The organism is Chitinophaga sp. SVR4-12A, assembly GCF_056754765.1.
On sequence record NZ_JBPGWP010000001.1, the window covers coordinates 4,861,927 to 4,887,065 of the forward strand.

Annotated in this window: 3 protein-coding genes; all 3 read left to right on the forward strand. The window is 45.5% G+C overall.

Annotated features, from left to right (window positions below; genetic code table 11):
- The first annotated feature begins 1 nt into the window (after position 1).
- Genes ACR9Y8_RS19965 through ACR9Y8_RS19975 form a run of 3 tightly spaced genes read left to right on the forward strand, consistent with a single transcriptional unit; the run spans position 2 to position 25,085 of the window.
- Complete coding sequence (locus tag ACR9Y8_RS19965) at positions 2-13,849, forward strand: amino acid adenylation domain-containing protein (RefSeq protein ID WP_481215011.1); 13,848 nt, start codon at positions 2-4, stop codon at positions 13,847-13,849.
- Positions 13,846-17,160 carry a non-ribosomal peptide synthetase gene (locus ACR9Y8_RS19970; RefSeq protein ID WP_481215012.1) on the forward strand — a complete coding sequence of 1,105 codons (3,315 nt, stop codon included), beginning with the start codon at positions 13,846-13,848 and terminating at the stop codon, positions 17,158-17,160. Before ACR9Y8_RS19965 ends, ACR9Y8_RS19970 begins: the two co-directional genes overlap by 4 nt.
- Positions 17,161-17,195: 35 nt before the next feature.
- On the forward strand, positions 17,196-25,085 hold the full coding sequence (locus ACR9Y8_RS19975) for an amino acid adenylation domain-containing protein (protein WP_481215013.1): 7,890 nt from the start codon (positions 17,196-17,198) through the stop codon (positions 25,083-25,085).
- The last annotated feature ends 54 nt before the right edge of the window (positions 25,086-25,139 follow it).

Sequence of the window (25,139 nt, forward strand, 5' to 3'; positions counted from 1 at the left end):
TATGGCAAAAAGTATTGAAAAGTCCAACGTTCTTGATATTCTTGAATTAAGTAATGTTCAGAAAGGGATGCTCTTCCACTACCTCAGAGAGCCATCGCAGCATTTTTATAATGTTCAGCTGGTATTTGAGATAAATGGAGCGCTGAATCCGGAGATATTTCAGGCCTCGCTGAAAGCAGTTGTGGCCGCCAATGAATGCCTGAGGTCTGTGTTCAGCTGGGAGAAAACCTCTCAGCCGGTGCAGATCATACTTAAGCAACAAGAAAACTTTTTTAGTTTCACCGATCTTTCTGATCAAGCGCAGGCGTATAAGGAATCCTGGCTGGAGCAATTTGCCAGTCAGGATAGTCAGGAGCGTTTCGACCTGAGTAGTGCCGCCTATCGGATGCGGTTGGTAAAGAAGGATGCAGGTGTATTTGTGCTTTTTGTAACTCATCATCATATTCTTTATGATGGTTGGAGCACTGGCATTTTATTGAAAGAGCTATTTTTAAATTATCAGCGGCTCGCGGAAAACAGTAAACCCTTGTTTGCGCGTAAGGCGGATTATAAAAGGGCGCAGCAGGGATTTTTTGCAAATGCAGCTACGGAGGAATCGAAGAAGTTCTGGAAACAATACCTTGGAGACGGGGAGTCGTCTTACCTGGTGAGTAAGGCAACCGATCTTCAGGGCGCGGGGAAGAAGTTTTTTAAGATCAGCGGCACTTTAGATGGCCGTCTGTTAGATGAGTTTGCAGCTGTTGAGAGAGTGACTAAGGCTGCAATAGTGTATGCAGCATATGCCATACTACTGCAGAAGTACACTGACTCAGATAAGGTAGTTTTTGGAACTGCCGTTTCCTGCCGTAATGCTGATCTTACTGGTGGCGAAAATGTAATGGGCAATTTTATCAATACCATTCCTTTGCGTGTTGAAAATTTTGTTGGCAGCTCATTGCGGGAGGTGGTACAGCAGGTAAATTCAGATTTGCGGGATAGAAATGAGTTTAATGCCACTTCCTATTATGAAATAAAGCAATTATTGCGGTTAAAGCCGGAAGAAGACCTGTTTGATTCTGCCATTGTTGTTGAGAACTATCCCATCGATGTTAACCTTATGAAGGATGTACATTCCCTTCAGATTCAATTGCAGTCGGTATACGAGCATACCGGTATCCCTATCTTATTCACTGTTTTTTTTAATGAAGGTGTAACAATAGAGGTGTCCTGCATGGAGGACCTTGTTAGTGCAACCTTCGCAGATTCATTGCTTAAAAGGTTCCTGGACGTTATCGGCGCCGTTGTGGAAAATGGAGGCACGCTTACTTCTTCCCTTTCCATCCTCCCTCCTCAGGAGCAGCAACGCCTCCTGGTTGAATTTAATGATACTGTTACAAGTTATGATAAAGACAAGACCCTTGTTAGCCTGTTTGAGGAACAGGTAGACCGGGCTCCTTTGAACATTGCCCTGGAGTTAAACGGTCAGCAGCTTTCCTACCAGGATTTAAATAACAGAGCTAATTACCTGGCCCGGCTATTGCGCGAAAAAGGGGTTAAGCCTAATGATGTGGTGGGCCTGTACCTGAACAGGACCTTTGATATGTTCATATCCATCCTGGCTGTCTTAAAAGCAGGTGCTTGTTATTTGCCATTGGATACGACGTACCCGGATGAGCGGTTGAAATATATGCTGGATAATTCAGGGGCGGCTATTCTCATCTCAGATGAACAAAAAAGCGAATCGCTGCAGCATCTGTTTGAGGGAGTGGAGGTATTGGAACTGAAGAGTCGTGTAACCGGTGAGGCTGTAAATCCGGAACGGGTGAATAAGCCGGAAGATCTTGCGTACCTGATCTATACATCCGGCTCCACCGGTAATCCGAAAGGTGTTATGTTGTGCCATCGCTCTGTGCACAATTATATTATAGCGATGCAACAAGCGATCGACTGGAAAGGTATAAACACCCTGTTATCGGTAACCAGTTTTTCATTCGATATATTCGTTACAGAGTCCTTTCTTCCTTTAGTAATGGGCCTGAAAATCGTAATTGCTGACGAGAATGCGCAAAGAGACCCGGCTTTGCTCAGCAGCCTGATGGTAGAAAAAGGTATTCAATTTATACAGACAACGCCTTCCCGCTATCGGTTGCTGTTGGCTGGCTCAGATCCTGGTGTATGGAGCAATCAACTGCGGTATCTATTGGTTGGAGGAGAAGCGCTGGATAAAGAGCTCTTTGAAAGATTGAAGCAGTCCACCAGCGCATCCATCGTTAATGTATACGGACCTACAGAAACAACAGTGTGGTCTACAAGTATGGATATTACGCGGGAATCTAAAATAGTTATCGGCAAGCCGCTTGCAAATACGCAACTATATATTCTGAATAGGCAACTGCAGCTGCAGCCGGTTGGTGTTTGCGGGGAGCTCTATATCGGCGGGGACGGATTGTCCCTGGGATATTGGAACCGGCCAGACCTGACTGAAAAGAGCTTTGTAGACAACCCGTATTTGCCGGGAAAGAAAATGTATAAAACCGGGGATATTGCCAAATGGCTGGACAATGGCACCGTAGCCTATGTGGGCAGGGCCGATCACCAGGTGAAGGTTAGAGGCTACCGGATAGAACTGGATGAAATTAATTATCAGCTGAAACAACATAAGGGCATTTTTGAATCAGTAGTTGTTGTAAAGGGTAGTAACGCGGACAGCGTAATTGTTGCATACTTTGTAGGGGAGCCGGAAGTGAAGGAAACGGAACTAAAGGAATTTCTGTCAAGAACGCTTCCTGCGTATATGCTGCCTGCCTGTTTTGTAAAACTGGATGAGATGCCGCTTACACCTAATGGCAAATTAGATAAAGGCAGTTTGCCTGATCCTTCGCTGCATGAAGATCAGACCGCAGCAGCCGAACCGGTGGGTTCCGTTGAAAACGAGCTGTTGAGTATATGGAGGGAGGTGCTGGGAAAACAAAAGATCAGCATTGATACTAATTTTTTCGATCTGGGTGGAGACTCATTGAAAATTATTAATGTTAGCAGTAAAATAAGAAGAAGCCTGAAAGTAGATGTGTCGGTAACGGATCTATTTGACCATCCTACCATCAAACGCCTGGCTGCCTATATAAACAAGTCCCTTCAGGGGGAAAGTGAGGCGGCTCTTCACGGAGGCAGTACAGCTGTCAAGGCGTCGGCAGAAAGCGAGCCGGCAGGTATACGGGATAATGATATTGCGATTATTGGTATGGCATGCCGGTTTCCGGGAGCCAATAGTCCGGAACAGTATTGGCAGAATATCAGCGCGGGCAGAAGCAGTATCAATACTGAAGTGCCAGAGGGGAATAGCGTGCCCGGATTAATTTATGCAAAAGGCAAGCTCGCTGATTACGATAAATTTGATGCGGCATTTTTCAATTATCTGCCTTTTGAAGCCAATGCAATGGATCCTCAGATCCGTTTATTTCATGAATGTACCTGGGAATCACTCGAAGATGCCGGATACAATCCATACACGTATACAGGTTCAATCGGACTCTATGGGGGCGCTTCGACGAATCCCTCTTTTAATACAAATTTCCGTGATAGCCAGGATGAAAGCTGGCTGCAGAAATGGGAAGAGATTACTTACGCTGACAAAGATTTTATGTGTCCGAGGGTTTCATATAAGATGAACCTCAAGGGACCGAGCATAAATATTTCTACCGCTTGCTCTACTTCATTGGTTGCAGTTGATATGGCATGTGCAGAGCTGCTTTCAGGAAGATGTGATATGGCGGTAGCAGGAGGCGTTTCGATCACTATGCACGACAACAATGGGTATAGGTATCATAAAAATATGATATGGTCTCCAGACGGTACCTGCAGAGCTTTCGATGAGGATGCTGCCGGAACTGTTGGCGGTAATGGGGTTGGTGTTGTAGTGCTAAAAAAACTGAAGGATGCTTTGAAGGATGGAGATCATATACATGCGGTAATAAAGGGCACTTCCTCAAATAATGATGGCAATCAGAAGGTGGGCTTTACTGCGCCCAGTATAGAGGGGCAGGCCAAGGCCATTGGAGATGCCATCAGAAAGGCAGGGATCCCGGCTGAAACCATCGGGCTGGTGGAAGCCCATGGAACCGGGACAATATTAGGGGACCCTATTGAAATAGAAGGGTTGAAAAGGGCTTTTAATACCGACTCGCGGCAGTTTTGTGCCATTGGCTCCGTAAAAACGAATATAGGGCACCTGGATGCGGCCGCGGGAATAGCCGGCCTGATCAAAGTGGTAATGTCCCTTAAGCACCGCCAGCTGCCTCCTTCCCTTAATTTTTCCAGGCCCAATTCAAGGATCAATTTTGAGGAAAGCCCTTTTTATGTAAATGCAATTTTGCGTGACTGGCGGAAAGAACGCAATCCATTGAGAGCGGGGGTAAGCTCTTTTGGGATCGGGGGAACAAACGCACACGTCGTTCTGGAGGAGGCGCCCGCAGCAGTTAAAGCCCCTTCGGTAAAGCAATATCATCCGCTACTTTTTTCAGCAAAGAGCGCAGATGCCTTGCAACGGAATATCGAAAATTTCGCGCAGTTCCTGCAGGGGAGCGAAGCAACGAATTTGCCGGATGTTGCTTATACGCTGCAAGGGGGCCGGATGCATTTTCGGTACCGGAAAATGATAGCCTGCAGCGAGATCCAGGAAGCCATTGATTTGCTCGCAACCGACCAAGGCTTAAATCCGGACGCTGTGGTGATGCCCGAATCGTTTGAGCTGGTGTTTATGTTCACTGGTCAGGGTGCACAATATGTAAATATGTGCAGGGAATTGTATGAACAGCAACCAGCATTTAAAGCTACCGTTGATCATTGCTTTAGAATCTTAGAAACACAGTGCGGCTTGGATCTTAAGAAAGTGCTGTTCACCAGTGGTGAGCATACTGCAGAAATTAACGAAACGAGATTTTCTCAGCCTGCGCTTTTTGTAATAGAATATGCAATGGGCCTGTTGCTGATTGATTGGGGTGTCAGACCAACAATGATGATTGGGCACAGTCTTGGAGAATATGTTGCCGCCTGTATCAGCGGCGTTTTCTCCCTGGAGGATGCCCTGAAACTGGTGGTTAACCGCGGAGCTCTGATGCAGGGAACCGAAAGAGGCGCTATGCTAAGTGTTTCAATCGGAGAGGTACATTTAAGGGAATTATTGCAGGAATACAAGGACATCAGCTTAGCGGCTGTGAACAGCAGCAACCTGTGCGTGGTGGCCGGTCCGGAGCTTTTCATAAGATCATTTGCCAGGGAACTTGATAATAGGGGCATTAAAAATAAATTATTACATACTTCCCATGCCTTTCATTCATCCATGATGGATGCGATTTTAGACTCATACAGGGAAGTAGTAGATAGCATAAAATTACATGCACCACAAATACCTATAGTATCGAACATTTCCAGAGATGCAGCAGGTAATTCCCAGATGTGCAGCTCCGATTATTGGGTCAGGCATCTGCGGGAAGAAGTGAATTTTTCAGCGGGTTTAGAAAGGATCTTCAGTAATGAGGACGTTCTTTTTGTTGAGGTGGGACCGGGAAATATGCTTTCTACTTTTGTGCGCTCACATATGAACCGGGGCACAAAACATAAGGTAGTTCAGCTGATCAGGCAGCCCTTACAGCAATTAAACGATGTACAATTCCTGCTGAAAGGACTGGGCGAGATCTGGCAAAGCGGAGTAGATGTAAATTGGAATCAATATTATGCGGGGGAGAAAAGGAGCAGGGTATCTCTCCCTGTCTATTCTTTCGATAAAATACCGTTTGCAACGAAATTGGGAGGTGAGATCAAAGAGAGCGCAGTTGAGCTGACAAAGAAACCAGCTGCTTGTTTAAATGGTGCAGACGATTTGGAAACCAGAATGGCCGGGCTATGGGAAGAATTTTTCGGAAGGAAGGGTATCCTGATGGATGAAGACTTCTTCGAGTTGGGGGGAGATTCGCTGAAGGCGCTGGTGCTTATCGCCAGGATCAATAACGCATGGGGTGTCGAGATATCCGTCTCCATATTCTTCAATAATCCTACAATCAGGGCACTGGCCAGGGTTGTAAAGCATGTAGTGGAAGAGAGGCGGGACGTGCCTGCCACCAATTTGTATAGCGGAATTCCCGCTACTCCTGAACGAGATGGTTACCGCCTCAGCAATGCACAGCAGCGTTTATATTTTCATTTTAAGTTTAGCAAAGAATCGGTTGCTTACAACCTGCCCTGTTGTTTCTTAATGGAAGGTGCGATTGATATGGGCCGGATTGAGCAGGCGTTGAATAAAATTATTGCGCGCCATGAGGTTTTGCGGACGAAGTTTTTTGAAGAAGATGGACTACCCTACCAGAAAATCATTGATACGCTTCAAATACCAATTGACGAAGTGCGCTGCAGCGGGGAGCAATTACATCATACCGTCAAAGGCCTCATCCGGCCTTTTGATTTGAATAATGGGCCCCTGATCAGGTGCTGTCATGTAGTAACGGATGATGGGCAACAGGTGTTATTCATCGATATGCACCATATCATTACTGACGGATATTCACATACGGTACTTATTAAGGAATTTGAGGCTGTTTATAATAATACGGAATTGCCCGAGCTGGCGCTTCAGTATAAAGATTTTTCTGAATTCCAGCATAGCGCGGAGCAACAGGAAAAAATAGCAAGCCAGAAGGATTTTTGGTTAGAGGAGTTTGCCCGTCCGGCAGCTCTGCTGGAGTTGCCAACCGATTTTGCCAGGCCAGCGGTGCAGTCTTATGAAGGTGAACAGGTTAATTTTAATTTGGATAAAGCGCTTACGGGTAAATTGAGGTCATTCGCGGAAGCGAATAATGCAACGCTATTCATGGCCTTACTGGCTGTTTACAATGTAATGATCAGTAAGCTGGCCGGCACCGGAGATGTTGTAATAGGAACACCTTTTAATGGAAGGCAACATGCTGCACTAGAGCATATGATGGGGATGTTTGTTAATACCCTTCCCATACGTAATTATCCTGCCGGAAACAATTCCTTTAAGGAATTTTTAGCGGGTGTCAGGGATAAATGCCTTTCAGCCTTTGAAAACCAATCTTATCCGTTTGAAAGGTTGATTGACGACCTGGGTATTGTGCGCCATTCCGGGCGAAATCCTTTGTTTGATGTCATGTTTGCCTTTCAGAATTTTGACAGGCAGACGCTTGCTATAGATGATGTATTGTTCAGGCCTTTTTCAGCTGGTCATATGGTGGCCGTTTTTGACCTAAGTCTGTTTGCAATTGAAAAGGAAGGAGAATTGACGCTGAATTTTGTGTATCCCGTTTCTCTGTTTACTAAAGAAACAATCGGAAAATTCGGTGCTGCTTTCCTGCAGATAATTGAAAAAGTGCTGGAAAACGCAGACATCACCATTGCAGCGATAGATATTGTATCTCCGTCAGAGCGGGACTTGCAGTTAACGCATTTTAACAATACCCATTCGGATCTCAACCCGGAGAAGCACACAGTGGTGTCCCTGTTTGAAAAGTGCGTCAACGAGATGCCGGACAATGTAGCGCTTGTGTATCGCGATCAGCGAATTACCTATCGCGCGTTAAATGATAAGATAAATTCGATTGCCCAGAAAATAGGATTTGAGTTTGCCCAGAATGAGAATAAGGTGGTCGCTCTCCTGTTCGATCCGTCAATAGAGATGATCGCTGCCATATTTGCGGTGCTTAGATTGGGCGGCGCGTACCTGCCTTTATCCCCGGATGCTCCTGCGGAACGGAACAGCTATATCCTGGAAAATTGTGATTGCGCTTTGTTGTTGGCGCAGGAAGCCGTTGTAGATGAGGCGTACTTTAATACTTTAGTCATAGGAGACCGGCTTAGGATAATTAGCCCGGATGATACAAGCGCATGGAGGGATTATCCTGAAATGTACACCAGCCTGGATGATGTGGCGTATATTATATATACCTCAGGTACTTCGGGTTTGCCGAAGGGGGTGACAATAAAGCATGAAAGCCTGATCAACTATGTGTTGTGGAGGATAGCAGTGCATGACTATAATCAGCACGATAGTGCTATTCAACTCCTTTCCTACCATTTTGACGGATTTGTAGCAGATCTTTACCCGCATTTATTGGTAGGGGCAAAAGTTACTATTGTACCAAAGGAAAGGCGACTGGACCCTGTCTATATAGTCAGTGTGCTGGAGAAGGAACATGTAACTAACCTGGCCCTTACTCCCGGCTTGTATGCGGGGATTATACAGGCTTTGACCGCCGAGCATATGCTTCACCATTTTCGGTTTGCCGTACTGGCCGGGGAAAAAGCAAGCGAGAGCCTTATTTCAGATAGTAGAAGGATGCTGCCGCACGTTCAGCTTCAAAATCAATACGGCCCAACAGAAACTACGGTTGGTGTACTGCACAACTTTGAGCTGCGGGAAGACAGATCTAATGTAATAGGTAAACCAATAGCAAACACGGACGTGTATATTTTAGGCAGGAATAACGAGTTAATGCCTGTAGGATTTATTGGCGAGTTAGGTGTTAGCGGCATCTGTGTTGCAGTGGGATATGTTAAGAATGCAGCGCTGACTAAAGAAAAGTTTATCGAAAACCCTTATAAGCCAGGGTCATATATCTACAAAACCGGCGATTCTGCCCGTTGGCTGCCGGATGGAACGATCGAATTTTTAGGAAGAATAGACAACCAGGTAAAGATAAGGGGCTTCAGAATTGAGCTGGACGAGATTTCCATGGTGTTGACAAAATATGATGGAATCAAGCAAGCTGTGGTAATCTGCAGGGACAGAGCAGACAGCAGTAAGTACCTCGTGGCATTTTACAGCGCGGATGAACAAATTGATGCTGCAGAGATACGGTCATATCTCCAGGATAGATTGCCGGAATATATGGTGCCTTCCCATTTTCAGCAATTGCATACAATTCCTGTTACGGCCGTGGGGAAAGTGGATACCAAGGCTCTTCCGGCAGTCGATATTGACGTCAATGCAGCGCATGTGGCAGCAGAATCGGAAGAGGAGAGCCTGCTGGCGGCCGTTTGGGCCAAGGTATTAGGACTACAGTCGGTTGGGGTAACAGATAATTTCTTTGCAATAGGCGGTGACTCTATCAAGTCCATACAGATCAGTGCGAGGTTGTTTCAACTTGGCTATGAGGCTACGGTGAAGGACATTGTGTTAAGCCAAACCATTCGGGAACTGGCAAAGAAAATAAGGAGAGCCGGCGCTGAAGTGGAGCAATCTCCCGTAACAGGAGAAGTTGCTTTGACGCCGGTCCAGCAATGGTTTTTTGAAGGCCCCATAAAGGTTAAAAACCATTTCAATCATGCTGTAATGCTGGAATTTGATGAGCGAATCGATGAAACGGCCATCACAGCGATCTTTGAAAAACTGCAAAACCATCATGATGCGCTCCGTATAGTGTTTAGAACCGAAGCGGGAAAAATACAGCAGTATAATGAAGGATTAGCGTTCCCGCTTTCTTTGGAGCTCAGGGATTTGTCATCCATTGCGGATCCGGCGGAGACCGCCGCTATGATCAGACTGGTATTGGACGAGCGCCAGGAGAGCATTGATTTGGAGAGCGGGCCTCTTATGAAATTGGTTTTATTTCATACTCAAAAAGGAAGCCGCCTCCTTATCGTGGTACACCACCTGGTGATCGATGGTATATCCTGGAGGATATTGTTTGAAGACATCAACAGTTTGTATAAACAGGTCAGGGAAGGAAAAGCATTGTCGCTTCCTTTAAAAACAGGCTCCTATCAGGCCTGGGCTCAAAGCCTGATAACGTATACTGCTTCTGACAAGTTTAAAGACGCAGCAGCATATTGGAGGGCGGCACTCAATAGAGATATCCAGGGGCTAAGGCGGGATTACGATAATGAGCCTGGCAGAATAAAAGACATTAGAACAAAACAGTTCGTATTAAGCAAGCCGGATACGTTACGCTTAATAACTAAAGTCAATCATTGTTTGGGAACCCAGATCAATGATATTCTTTTGGCTGCCTTCTGGTTAAGCCTTCATAAGCAATTCGGCAATGACAGCATTGCGATTGATATGGAAGGACATGGCAGGGAGAATGTTGGAGCAGCTGCAAGTTTCAGCAGAACAGTTGGTTGGTTTACCAGTATTTATCCGGTCCTGCTGGAATCGAAAAGCGGCGATTTGATATACGTGGTAAAGCAGGTGAAGGAGTTGCTGCGTAAGATCCCGAACGGCGGCATTGATTATTTGGTGATGCAATATTTGTCTGCAGATGCCAATGATATAATGCCATCTCCGGCCAGAAAGTCGCCGATTAGCTTCAATTATTTTGGTCAATTTGATGCGGACCTGGAAGGGTATCGGATTGCATTGGATAGTAAGGTTGGATATTGTTCAGGCGAGGAATCAGGAATGTACGATTGGGATATTACAGGAATGATAAGCAACGGACAGTTGTCGATCAGCCTGAGATATTTTGATACCCAGTATGATGACCGCACTATTGAATCTGTATTGCATTATTTTAACGCGTTCCTGGTTGAAATAATTGACAGGTTTAGTAGTATTGAAAAGAGAAGCTTAACTCCTTCTGATTTATCATACAAGGGCCTCTCTATAAGAAAACTCGACAAGTTGTCGGCGCAGTATGATATAGAAGACATTTATACATTGGCCCCCCTTCAGGAAGGAATGCTTTTCCATTCCTTATTAGATCCTTCGTCTGACAGTTACTTTGGGCAAATGGCTTATCAGCTGAGAGGCAGCCTGGATATTGATGCTGTTGAGAAAAGCCTGAATGCTGTGATCGCACGGCATGCTTCTTTGAGGACGATATTTCTTCATCATGGCTATGAGCAGCCAGTTCAGCTCGTTCTTAGTGAAAGTAAGGTTGGTTTTGAATACAGGGACATCAGGGAGGAATGTAAATCCAGACCCCTGTCGCTTATTATGGAGGAATATCGGAAAAGAGACCGTGCAGATAAGTTTGCCCTTGATAAGGGGCCACTGATGAGACTTTCAGTATATCAGGCTGATGACGAGCAGTATGAGTTTATCTGGAGCCATCACCATATATTAATGGACGGGTGGTGCCTGGGCATTATCATCAGAGAATTCCAGCAATATTATCTGCATTTTAAAGATGGAAGGGATGCGGCTTTGCCAAAGGCATATCCTTATGTGAATTATATCGAGTGGTTAAAAGGCTTTGATGAAAAGGCATCTCTGGCATATTGGAAAGAGTACCTGTCAGGATATGAAAGCCTGGCATCGTTGCCCAGGCGTGAGGAAAGGGAGATGACGGCAGCATTTGAGCTGGCTTCTTCCGCGGTTACAATTGGTACGCAGCTTACACAGCGGTTGCGGCAGGTTTCTGTATCGCACGGAGTAACCATCAATTCCATCATACAGGCTGCTTGGGGCATTTTACTGGCGAAGTACAATAATGCCGACGATGTTGTTTTTGGCACTATAGTGGCCGGCCGCCCCTCGGATGTAACAGGGATTGAATCGATGGTCGGTTTATTTATCAATGCTATACCAATAAGAGTTTCGATTCAACCGGGAGAAGCTGTTAGCTCGCTGTTGAAGGATCTTCAAAATGCGCACCTGGAAAATGAAGCGCAGCAGTACATTTCACTTGCTGCCATGCAGGCGGCAAGTAGCCTGGGCGCAGGGCTGCTGGACCATATCATGATCTTTGAAGACTACCCGGTTGCGGAAGGAATTAAAGGGCAGGGCGGAATGCAGGCTGAGCTGGGATATAGTGTGCATAATGTGGAGGTGTTTGAACAGACGAATTACGGGCTGTCTATTATGGTAGCTCCCGGTGAACAAATTTCAATCAGGTTTGATTACAATCTGAATGAGTACAGCAAAGATGTATTGGACCGGGCTGCGGTACATTTAAAGACAATATTGGCCCAAATTGCTGCAGACAGTAGTATACAGATCGCCGGAATAGAACTGACAACAGAAAAGGAGCGCCGTCAGATTCTTTCTGAATTTAATAATACAAGAAGGGATTTCGATAAGGAAGTGGTCTTTAGAGATCTGTTCAGGGAACAGGTACAAAAAACGCCCCTGGCCACTGCCGTGGAACACAACGGCGTGAACTTAAGTTACAGGGAATTATATGAGCGGGCTTCAGGTATTTCCGCGCGGCTTTTTGCAAACGACAAAGTACAGCATAGGCGGGTTGCCATATATATGGAAAGAGGTATAGACATGCTAGCGTGCATCCTGGCTGCTTTTCAGGCTGGTGCGGCCTATGTACCAATAGATGTCGATTATCCTGCAAAGAGAATACATGAAATCCTGGAGAACAGTGAAGCGCCGGTGTTGCTCGTTAACCGGAATACCTGCGCTGAAGCAGAGGGCCTGCGTGGATCGCTTCCTCATCTACATAGCATAGTGAATGTTGACAGGCTGCCGTCGTTAAAAAACGGAGATCTGAATGAAGTAAGGAGCTCAACTGACGATTTAGCCTACATTATATATACTTCGGGAACCAGCGGGAAACCCAAAGGCGTGATGGTTCATCAATTAGGAATGATCAACCATTTATACGCGAAGGTCCATGACCTGAACATTACTGATCAAACAATCATTGCGCAGTCAGCCTCGGCTTGCTTTGATATTTCTGTATGGCAGTTCCTGGCGGCGCTCTTAAAGGGAGGCAAAACTTATATCCTCGATAAGGAAGTTCTTTTATCTCCCCGGCAGCTGGTCGCTGAAATAGAACAATCAGGCATTACCATTTTTGAATCTGTACCCTCATTGCTCACAACCTTCCTGGATGAGCTGCCTTCCGGACAGCGGGTCTCACTTGGGAAGCTGGAGTGGATGATCCCAACAGGAGAGTCATTGAGCGTAGCCTTGGCCAGAAAATGGTATGCTTATTTCCCTTCGGTAATGCTTTTAAATGCATATGGTCCAACCGAAGCTTCTGATGACGTAACCCATCACATTGTAGCGCCTCCCGGGGAGACGGCAAGGGTTGTACCAATTGGCAAACCGGTACAGAACACGGCGATCTATATCATGAATAAGCATTTTAATCTATGTCCAATCGGCGTCAAAGGTGAAATATGTGTAGCTGGGCTGGGGGTAGGTAAGGGTTACTGGAAGGATGCAGAAAAGACAGAAAAGGCCTTTGTCGCTAACCCCCTGGTTAAAAATGAAGGGGCTGACTATGGTACCCTTTATAAAACCGGTGACATCGGCTACTATACTGAAACCGGCGAAATTGTGTGTATGGGAAGAATGGATGACCAGGTAAAGGTCAGGGGCCTAAGGATTGAGCTCGGTGAGATCGAAAGCAGGCTGCTGGAGCATGTGCTGGTTGATAAAGCCGCCATTCTTGCGGTAAAGAATAATGGTGACGCCCATTTGGTAGCCTACTATGAATCTAAGTACGAAATTCCGAAAACCGAGCTAAAGGACTTTTTGCTTCAATCCCTGCCCGACTATATGGTACCTGCTTATTTTGTTTGTTTGGAGTCGATGCCCCTCACCCACAATGGAAAGCTTGATAAGAAAGCCTTGCCGCAATTTCAGCTTCAACACGATGTGGAAGGTCAGCGGGACACTAACGAAGTGGAAGATGCTTTGATAGAAATATGGGTGGAGTTACTGGGCGTAGCGGAAAGTTATATGCATAAGGATAGTAATTTCTTCGATCTGGGTGGGCATTCACTAAAGGCTATCACACTTGCCAACAAAATCCATAAAAGGTTTGATGTCGAAATACCCCTGAAGGAGATATTTAAGAAGCAAACCATAGAGAACATTGCGGATTACCTTATAACGGTTAAGCAACTAGATATCGAAACAAATTTTGTAACGAATTATGTAGAAGTGTCTATATGAAAATCGATGAGTTTATCACCCAATTGAGGAAGAACCATGGGATTATCATCCAGGTCATTGACCAGGAGATAAAGATCAAAGCCTCCAATGAGCAACTTACGCCGGCTATTATATCGGAGATAAGGTCCCGGAAAGGAGAGATATTATCCTTTTTCTCTGAAGTCAGGGAAAAGAACCGGTTGTATGCTATTCCCAAGGCGATCACCAGGCCATACTATAGCCTATCCTCTGCACAAAAGCGGATGTATTTTCTTCATCAAATGGACAAGCATTCCATTGCCTATAACATGCCCCAGTACCTGCAACTGGAAGGGCAGTTGGATATGGGAAACGTCAGGGAAGCGCTGGGAAATTTGGTAAAGCGGCATGAAATTCTGAGGTCAAATTACAGGCTGATAGATGGCGAACCTGCCCAGATTATACAGGAATTTGTGCCGGTTGAGGTAGAACATGTTTTTGCAGACGAGGTGGCCCCCTGTTTGCAATCATTTGTCCGCCCTTTCTGCCTGGAGCAAGGCCTGCTGTTCAGGGTTTTGATAGTAACTACCTCAGCAACAGAACATTTGCTTGCCGTAGACATGCACCATATCATTTCCGATGGAGTTTCCAATGGGGTACTCATCAGGGATTTTATGCGCCTGTATAACGGGGATACTTTGCCCGATCTGCCCTTGCAGTATAAAGACTATACTGAATGGCAGCAGAGTAGCCAGCACAAGGAGCAATTGAAAGGGCAGATGAATTACTGGCTGAACGTTTTTGCCGAACTGCCGGCGCCTTTATCACTTCCACTGGATTTTGTTCGTCCTTCTGAAAAGAAATATGAAGGGGCTTGTGTAAAGCGCAGGCTTAAAGGACCAGCCCTGGCAGGCCTGAAGTTGCTGGGTGAACAGGAAGGGACAACTATGTACATGACCCTTTTAGCAGCTTTTTCTGTCCTGATAGGTAAACTTGGCAATACTGAAGACCTGGTTGTGGGAACAATTGCTGCCGGGCGGGATCATGCCGATTTAGAGCATATAATCGGCATGTTTGCTAATACCCTGGCTTTGCGTTGCAGACCTGTCGGTGACAAGTCATATGCTGATTTTCTTACCGAGGTTAAACAACTTACATTGACCGGTTTTGAAAATCAGGCATTTCAGTATGAAGAGTTAATAAACAGCCTGAATATAGTGAGGGATGGGAGCCGAAGCCCGATGTTTGATGTAATGTTTGCATACGAAGATGCCGCCGGTACGGAGGTGTCTTTCCCGGGTTTGAATATTAAGCCATACCTGCATGATATGACAGTGGCAAAATTTGATCTGACTTTGAATGCAAGCTACTCCGGAGATTCACTGGAGTTGAAATTTGATTATGATACATCCATCTTTAGTGAAAGTAAAATTGAACGCTTTGCAGACTATTATATGAGGATCATTGATGCGGTGACAAAGGATAAGGATATCGCAATACATCAGATAGCTATACTTAGCCCGACGGAGCAACATGAGCTGTTATATGCATTTAATAATACGGAGGCCGCTTATGGAAAGAACCATACATTGATAGACCTTTTTGAAGAACAGGTTGAGTTGACACCGGATAATGTTGCTGTTGCTTATGGGCATCAGTCCGTGACTTACCGGGAGCTTAATGAGCGTGCCAACCAGGTAGCCAGGCATTTACAGCAATCCGGCCTGGTTCAGGGAGCACTTGTTGGTTTGCTGATGAGCCGCTGTATTGACATGATTGCGGGCCTCATTGGTATATTAAAGACAGGAGCTGCTTATCTGCCGCTAAATAATTCACATCCATTGGCCAAGCATAAGGAAATCATTGATGAAAGCCGGGCAGCTTATCTTTTATGCAATTATGAAAATGCGGAGCTTTACCAGCCGTTTGTCAACGTCATTGCCATCGGCAATGCTACGCTAACGCAATATGACAAGCATAATTTGCGCGTCGCCAGGCAAGCGGAAGATCTGGCGTATGTTATATACACTTCTGGTTCAACGGGCCGGCCTAACGGAGTGAAAATAGCTCACCGGTCTGTTATCAACCTTATCAATGCACAGCGGAAAGCCTTTGGCATCAATGAAGACGACGTTATCTTACAATTTGCTACTATAAGCTTTGACGCGTCCGTAGAGCAAGTCTGGCTGGCGCTGCTTAATGGTGCTAAACTATTAACTATTCCTGCTGAAGTGATAGCTGATAGCAATCGTTTCAATGAATATATCTCAAACCACAGGGTTACCCATTTACACGCGACTCCTTCATTTTTGAATTCCCTTACGTTTGATTTGCCGGATAGTGTTAAAAGGGTCATAGCAGGAGGAGAAGATTGTAAGCCTGGCCTGGCAGCTAGATTTTGTGATAAGCATACTTTTATTAATGAATATGGCCCTACGGAGACGACGGTAACTTCAATACAATATGTATTGAATGATCAGTTCCCTGCGTCGGATAGAATTCCAATCGGTCGTCCGGTCGATAATACTCAGGCGTACATCCTGGGGCCGAATATGGAGCTGATGCCCCGGAATTGTACCGGAGAATTGTACATTGGCGGTGATGGGCTGGCTGATGGTTACCTGCATAATGAATTGCTCACTAAAGAGCGTTTTTTGACTAATCCCTATAAGGAGGGAACCTTATTCTATAAAACAGGCGACCTGGCTTACTGGCAAGACGATGGCACGATCGTATTTACCAGCAGGAATGATGACCAGGTAAAAATACGCGGGTTCCGTATAGAACCAGGGGAAATTGAAGCCAGGCTTAGCGGGCATCCGGCTGTTCAAATGGCGGTTGTGCAAGCCAGGTCAATCAACCAGGAACTGGCTCTTGTGGCGTATTACACAGCAAAGGAGGAAATAAGCGGAGATGATTTCCGGCAGTTTCTTGGCGCCCTGTTGCCTGATTACATGATTCCCTCCTATTTTGTTTGTTTAGACAGCATTCCACTTAATCATAATGGGAAGGTTGACAAAAAAAAGCTGCCGGACCCGGCGCCAACGGCAATTAGTAATTATGTAGCACCAGCTGATGACATTGAAGAGGAGCTGGTAGAAATTTGGTCATCTATCCTTAACCTGGATAGAAGTATTATCGGTACCAATCACAATTTTTTTGAATTAGGCGGTCATTCATTAAAAGTGATCACCCTGTCTCAAAAGATATCCGCCATTTTTGATGTAGAAATCTCTCTCAAAGAAATATTCCGTTCGAACACTATCAGGGAAATAGCCGGTCTTATCCAAAATGCAAAATGGATCAGGACAAAAATAGATAGCTCTTTGTTCGAAGAAATCATTCTGGAATAGCAGTTTACCCAATACTTCAAAATTTTATTGTTGTTATGAATGCGCTAATTGAAAAATTAAGAGGCAACGGCATTTTTTTAACTCTTTCAGAAGGGAAATTGAAGATTAATGCTCCAGCAGGTGCAGTGACTCCTGCTATCCTTAATGAAATAAAGGAGAACCGGCAGGGCCTGATCAGCTACATCAATGATGTAATGAATACGCGCCGGCAGGAAAGCATTCCACATGCTGCGGGTCAGGATTTTTATAAATTGTCTGCTGCTCAAAAGCGCATGTATTTTTTGTATGAGCTGGACAAATCATCTGTGGCCTACAACATGCCCCAGGTTATTAAAATGCCTAAGGGCGAGCCGGATCTTGACCGCTTACAGGAGGTGTTGGATGCATTGCTCAGCCGCCATGAAAGCCTTCGCACGGTCTTTAAAGTTTCGCAGGAGGAGCCTCGCCAGCAAATTCTTCAAGCGGTTAAAATAGAAATTGAGCACTTCGCAGCAGCAACGGAATCAGAAAAACAGGCCATTCTGAAATCCTTCGTACGTCCGTTTGATCTTGACAAAGGCCCGCTTGTTCGCGTGGCTGTTCTAACGATGTCAAAAGAAGATTGGTTCCTGTTGTTAGATATGCATCATATCATTTCAGACGGGGTATCCAATGGGATCTTATCGGAAGAATTTAAGAGCCTGTATTTCGGGGGTACTCTTTTTCCGGCGCCATCTATACAATATAAAGATTATGCTGAATGGCAGCATTCTCCGGAACTGCAAAACGCCAGCCAGGAGCATGGCGCCTACTGGTTGCGGCTCTTAGGAAACAATTTACCGGTATTAAGGCTACCTGCTGATTTTCAGCGTGTGGCCCGATCTGATGCCGATGGTGGACTGGTTGAATATTATATGACGGAGGCACAATACCGGCAATTAGAGAAGCATTGTAACAAGTATAACCTGACCCTGAGTATGATGATGTATAGCATCTTCGGGATGTTATTATCAAAGCTTAGCGGACAGGAAGACCTTGTATTAGGGCTTTCGACGGCAATAAGAAATCACCCTGACCTGGAGCGGGTGGTGGGGCTGTTCGTTAATTCCCTCCCCATAAGAATTTCCGCCGGCAGGCATCAGCGTTTTGAAGAATATCTGGGCCATGTTCGAGAGGTAGTACTTGAGGCATATCACCATCAACATTTTCAGTTTGACGTTTTAGTGAACCAGTTAGCGATGCGTCGTGAGGAGGGCCGTAACCCTATTTTCGATGTGATGCTGAATATGGAGGGAAAAGTTCAGCAACGACTGGATATGAGTGAGCATCGCGCAGGGTCCTACGCTCATTTGCAGTCTTCCAAAAGATTTGATTTAACGCTCAATGTTACTGAATATGAAAATACAGCATTGCTGCAGCTGCAGTATGATGCCTCGCTTTTTTTACCGGAAACGGCCATGTCGATTCTCAAATACTTTAATAATTTAATCGCTGATCTTGATCATTTTTCCAGTTTAGCATTATCTGAAATAGATATAGAAAGCCCGGGATTCATTGAAGAAGTCAGGGCTGAACTGGGTACGGCTCCTGTGAGCGTGCCAGTGCCTGGTCAGCTGGTCCCTGCTTCCTATCACCAGGAAAGATTGTGGTTTATCGACAGTTTCGAGGCTGGTTATCTTTACCCCGAAAGCCCGGTCTATCACAATATTCCTTTGATCTTAGACATGAAGGGGCAGCTTAATATAGCGCTGCTGGAAAAAAGCATTCAATCTGTTGTCGATAAATATGATATTTTAAGAACTTCCGTCGTAACGCATGGGGAGACGCCTTTTCAAATTATCAGCCCCGATCTTAAGATTTCATTAAGTAAAGAGATCCCTGATAATAAGGAGAAGCTCGGGGAATGGCTGGAGGAATTTATCAACAGGCCGTTTGTATTGTCGGGCGCCCTGGTAAGAGCAGGTATAGCAATATCTGAACAGGGTAGCTATCAATTAGTCATAGTATTCCACCATATTATAGCAGATGCTTATTCAGTCATACAGCTGAAGGAAGAGATACTGGCCAACTATCGACTTTTATTGGATGGCCGGCATATTGACGTTCTGCCATCCTCCACTCCTTTTTATCATTTTTCCGAATGGCAGAAAAATACACTTAAAACGCTTGACCGTCATTTCCTGTCTTACTGGAGACAGCAACTGGGCGGGAAACTATTGCCTGTAGAGTTGCCGCTGGACAGGCCCAGGGCGGAAGTTCATACTTATACAGCAGGAACGGTGACGCTTACATTTGGTCAGCTGCAGGTAGATCAGATCAGCAAGTACGAAAGAGATTACGGTACCTCACGTGAACTGATTTTGATGGGGGCTTTTGAAATATTGCTACAGAAATATACGCAACAGGAGGAGATTATTATCGGAACAAGTTTTAACAACAGAGCCACTACCGGCTCGCAGGATCTTATAGGGCCTGTTGCCAACCTGATACCTTTAAGAAGTTTTATTTCTTCCAATAAAAGCTTCCGGGAGTTGCTGAATGAGTTAGCTGTTACGTATTCAAATGGTAAAAAATATGGAGAAATGCCATTTGACAAGCTGGTAAAGGAACTGGCCCCGGAAAAGGACATGAGCCGTACGGCCTTATTTGATATACTGTTTCAATTTGAAAACGGCCAGCGCGAAACCCAGCTGAAAGAATTGTCAGTTAGTACGATCCACACAAACCGCGGATATGGCAAGTATGACTTGAATCTATCAATTTATCAATCAGGCAAAGGGCTGGAGGGAGTGATGGTATATAACAAAGATTACCTGGATGCAGAGACGGTACAGTCCTTACTGAACCATTATAGCGCGCTGCTTCAAAACCTGCTGGACCAACCGGATCAGTGTATCTCAACAATCCGTATGTTGAGCGGATCTGATGAAGAGAAGGCTTTGGCCGCTTTAGATGATAGTAAGGTAGCATATCCACACGATCTGACAATTGTCGACCTGTTTTGCAGGCAGGCAAAGAGATCACCTGAAAAAGTAGCTTTAAAATTCCTGGACCAGGAACTGACCTACGGGGAGCTTGATCGTCAATCTACAGCAGTGGCAACGATGCTTGCCGGGCATGTCAGGTCGAATCAGCTTGTTGCGTTGCTGGCAGACCGCTCCATTGAAACGATCATCGGGATGATCGGGATTTTAAAGGCCGGTGGAGCTTATCTGCCCATTGATGTGGATTATCCCGAAGAAAGAATAAATTATCTTATCAATGACTCGGGAACATCCGTGGTGTTAACGATGCGTCAGTGGGCGGATAGGATAACTCAATCGGAAAACCTGGAAATACTGAATATAGAGGATGCCAGCAACGTGCCAAATGCGGACTTCATTTGTCACGCTAATCCGGATGACCTTTGTTATGTTATATATACCTCGGGAACTACCGGGAATCCCAAAGGCGTGATGATTGAACATAGAAATGTTGTCCGGCTGCTTTTCAATGATCGATTCCAGTTTGATTTCAGCGACGCTGATGTATGGACCATGTTCCATAGCCACTGCTTTGATTTCAGTGTTTGGGAAATGTATGGGGCCCTGCTTTTTGGAGGGAGGCTTGTTATCATACCCAAGAAAGTATCGGCAGATACGCCGGCATTTCTTGCTGTCCTGAAGGAAGAAGCTGTAACCGTTTTAAATCAGACCCCAGGTGCATTCTACAACCTCATTGAGGAGGAGATAGGACATAAGGATAATGCTTTACAGCTGCGTTATATCATCTTTGGAGGTGAGGCGCTGACTACCGGGAAACTGGAGCCCTGGTACAACAAATACCCTCAGACGAAACTCGTGAATATGTATGGTATTACGGAAACGACCGTGCATGTGACCTATAAGGAAATAGGGCTTCCGGAGATACGGCGCAATATCAGCAATATCGGTAAGCCCATCCCTACTCTATCGGCCTATATTTTTGATAAGGATCAGCATCTGGTTCCGAGAGGGGTTCCCGGGGAATTGTATGTTGGCGGCGAAGGGCTTAGCCGCGGATACCTGGGAAAGCCCGCACTAACCGAAAGCAAGTTTGTGAACAATCCTTACCGTCCCGGGGAACGCTTATATCGTTCCGGTGATTTGGCAAGAGTGCTGTCAAACGGAGAGCTGGAATACCTCGGCCGAAGCGATGAGCAGGTGAAAATAAGGGGATTCCGAATTGAATTGGGGGAAATAGGCTTTCAGCTGGCACAGTATCCTTCCATCTCAGGCGCCACAGTAGTGACGGTGGTGCGCAAGGGAGACAAATATTTAGGAGCCTATTATGTATCTGATCGGGTCATTGAGGCGAGTGACCTGAGATCGTTCCTGTATACGAAATTGCCGGATTATATGGTTCCGGCCTACTTCATGCGTATTGACCGCATTCCGCTTACTTCCAATGGGAAGGTGGACAAAAAGGCTTTACCTGAACTAGTTGAGCACAGTGACATGGCTTATGAATGTGCGGGAGATGAGGTGGAGCAAATGCTGGTAGAGATTTGGGCAGGTGTATTAAGTCTTAACAAGGAAGACATCAGTGTAACTAAAAGCTTTTTCGAACTGGGAGGCCATTCCTTAAAAGCTGCTGTTTTAATCAACCGCATCAATAAGGACCTGCATACAAAACTAGCGCTGAGGGATGTTTTCAAGTACCAGACTGTCAGGGAGCAGGCGGGGCTTATTCGCGCTGCGGCAAGGGTGGTGCACACAGTCATACCCAGGGCTGCTGAAAAGGAATATTATGCCTTGTCTTCTGCGCAAAGAAGATTGTATTTCTTATATGAGATGGATAGATCCTCGCTGGCTTACAATATGCCACGGTTTATCAACATGAAAGGAGCCGTGGATATTAACAGGCTGCAGGATGCTTTTTTTACCCTTATCCAACGGCATGAATCTTTGCGAACCGTTTTCAGCATGCACAATGGGCTACCCTGCCAGAAATTGCTGGAAGCCGGGCGGCTGAAACTGGAACAGGTCTTCGCGCCGGATCTTCAAAAGGCTGCAAGGGAATTTGTAAGGCCCTTTGATTTGGGAAGTGGCCCTTTGTTCAGGGCGGTGTTGCTCAGTGCAGATCAAACTAATCACATCCTGGCTATTGACATTCACCATATCATATCCGATGGCGTATCCAATAGCGTGTTGATAGATGATTTTATGAATCTTTATAACGGTGTGTCCTTACCTGCACCAGTGCTGCAATATAAAGATTACGCTGAATGGCAGCAGAGCCAGGATTATCAGTTATTAACAGCGCAGCGAAAATCTTACTGGCTGGATATTTATAGGGATGAGGTAAGTGCGCTTGAACTGCCGTATGATTTTAACCGGCCTAAAAACAAAACTTATGAAGGCGATCACCTTTATTTTCAGCTGGATAAGTCGGTAAGCCGGCAGTTACGGGATTTAGCCTCGCAGGAGGGCGTAACCCTTTATATGGCACTGCTGGCTGTTTACAGCATCCTGTTAGGTAAGCTGGGTGATACAGAAGATGTTGTTATCGGCACTCCGGTAGCAGGCCGGGAAAGTGCTGATATTGAACGTGTAGTAGGACTATTCGCCAATACCATACCATTACGGAATTATCCTGACAGCAATAAGACCTTTAAGGCTTATTTGCAGGAGGTGAAACAGGGAGCGCTCCAGAGTTTTGAAAATCAGTCTTATCAGTACGAAGACCTGATCAATGAGCTGAAAGTAGAACGTGATACCGGAAGGAACCCGTTGTTCGATGTTTTGTTCTCGTATAATAACATGGGGGAGACAGCATTTGCGCTAAGCAATGTTGAAAGTGAAAACTACGATCCAGGCCAAAGAATAGCCAAATTTGATCTGACCCTCACCGTTAATGAGGAGGCTTCCTCTCTTCAGTTGGAATTTGACTTTAATACTTCTCTATTTGAGCCAAGTACCATCAGAAGGTTTGCAGGCTATTTTCAAAAAATTGCTGCCACGATCACAAAAGAACCGGATATATCCCTCTCGGATATCCATATCCTGGACAGCAAAGAAGAAGAGACCGAAATATTCGAACATAACAAAACTGACGCTTATTTCCCTGCAGATAAAACCCTGATCCAGCTTTTTGAGGATCAGGTGCAGCAGACGCCAGACCACATTGCCCTCCGATGTGAGGAACGCGCACTGACTTTCGCTGAATTTAGCGCCGCTACCGAAAAGATGGCTTCATTCCTGGCGGCAGAAGCAGATGTCAGGCCCGGAGACCTGGTGGGTGTACTGCTTGAACGGGAGGAATATCTTTTAACATCTATCTATGGCATCTTAAAAGCTTGTGCCGCTTATGTGCCCATCGACCCTCATTCCCCGCCTGACCGGATTAACACCATCGTAGAGAATGCAGGTATTAAGGCGCTGGTCACCAGGGGCCGGTATTATAATGATGGGATACAGGTCAAGGGAAAAGTAATAGACCTGGATAAATCCGGGCTGTCAATCAAAACATACCCTGCAGGAGATAAGAGATGGACGCAGCAGCAGAGTGACGCCTTGGCCTATGTCATTTATACATCGGGTTCCACAGGCAGCCCCAAAGGGGTAATGATATCCCACCGTTCTGTCATTAACCGCTTACACTGGATGCAGGGGCAGTATCCGTTAACAAAAGACGATATTATACTTCAAAAAACGCCGGTGGTATTTGATGTGTCAGTATGGGAATTATTTGGATGGTCTATTAGCGGGTCTTCTTTGTGCCTGTTACAGCCAGGAGCAGAGAAAGATCCCGAAGAATTGGTACTGACCATTGAAAGGAACGGGATTACCGCGATCCATTTTGTACCGTCCATGCTGCAGACATTCCTTTTCCACATCGGGAACAGAGCGGCTGACAACAGCCTCTCCAGTCTCTCGAAGGTTTTTGCCAGTGGGGAGGCGCTTCGGGCAGAGCAAGTGGCAGAATTTGGAAAGCAGCTCCATGCCCGGTGGAAAACCAGGTTAATTAACCTTTATGGCCCTACAGAAGCTACTGTTGAAGTTAGCCATTACGAAATCAATTTTGAGGAGCAGCTTACGCAAATACCAATAGGCCGTCCTATAGACAATATCAGGTTGTATGTACTGGATAAGCACGGCAGGCCGGTCCCTCAGGGTGTAAAAGGAGAACTTTTCATCGCAGGAGTCGGATTAGCTAAAGGGTACCTGGGAAATGAATCTTTGACAAATGAACGGTTTGTTGCTGATCCCTGGCATTCCGGGGAATTGATGTATAAAACCGGTGATGTAGTACGACGTAACAGGAAGGGTGAAATTGAGTATATAGGACGAAACGATTTCCAGGTAAAGCTTAGAGGGTTTAGAATTGACAGCGGAGATATAGAAAGCAACTTGTTGCGCTACGGGCCTATAAAAGATTGTGCCGTATTGTTAAAAGAGCGCAATGGGGAAAAATTCCTGGTGGCCTATTATGTATCCTCAGGGGTAGAGGAAGAAGGGCGGCTCAAGCAGTATCTCGCTGAGAAACTTCCTGCATATATGATCCCTTCGTTCTTTATTGCGCTTCCTGAGTTACCGCTTACCACCAGCGGAAAATTAAATCGCAATGCACTCCCCGAGCCTGGATTCTCTTCATCTGCCGAGCTGGTAAGACCTGTTAACCAGGTACAGAAAGACCTGGTAAAGATTTGGGCCGAAATACTTGGCTGCGGAACGGATGATATCTCGGTAAATGCAAACTTCTTTGCTATCGGCGGTAATTCTTTAAGCCTCATAAGACTTACCAGCCGGATCAACCAGCATTTTAATGCGAATATTTCTGTGGCTGATGTATTCAGGTATCCTGTTATCGCTTCGGTAGCGGAGTTTTTGTCGAATACAAGCGGGTTGCCGGAAGATGTCAGCTATGAAGTTGATCAAAGCATAGAAGTAATGAATGAAGTACTTGAATTGATAAATTATAATTGACGTGTCACTATTCAGCATGTTTTTTTAGTAATAACACATGTAATACTTAAACAA

Bases quoted from the DNA above. Each gene is read 5' to 3' on its own strand.
- ACR9Y8_RS19965 (WP_481215011.1), top strand. From the start codon at position 2: ATGGCAAAAAGTATTGAAAAGTCCAACGTTCTTGATATTCTTGAATTA.
- ACR9Y8_RS19970 (WP_481215012.1), top strand. From the start codon at position 13,846: ATGAAAATCGATGAGTTTATCACCCAATTGAGGAAGAACCATGGGATT.
- ACR9Y8_RS19975 (WP_481215013.1), top strand. From the start codon at position 17,196: ATGAATGCGCTAATTGAAAAATTAAGAGGCAACGGCATTTTTTTAACT.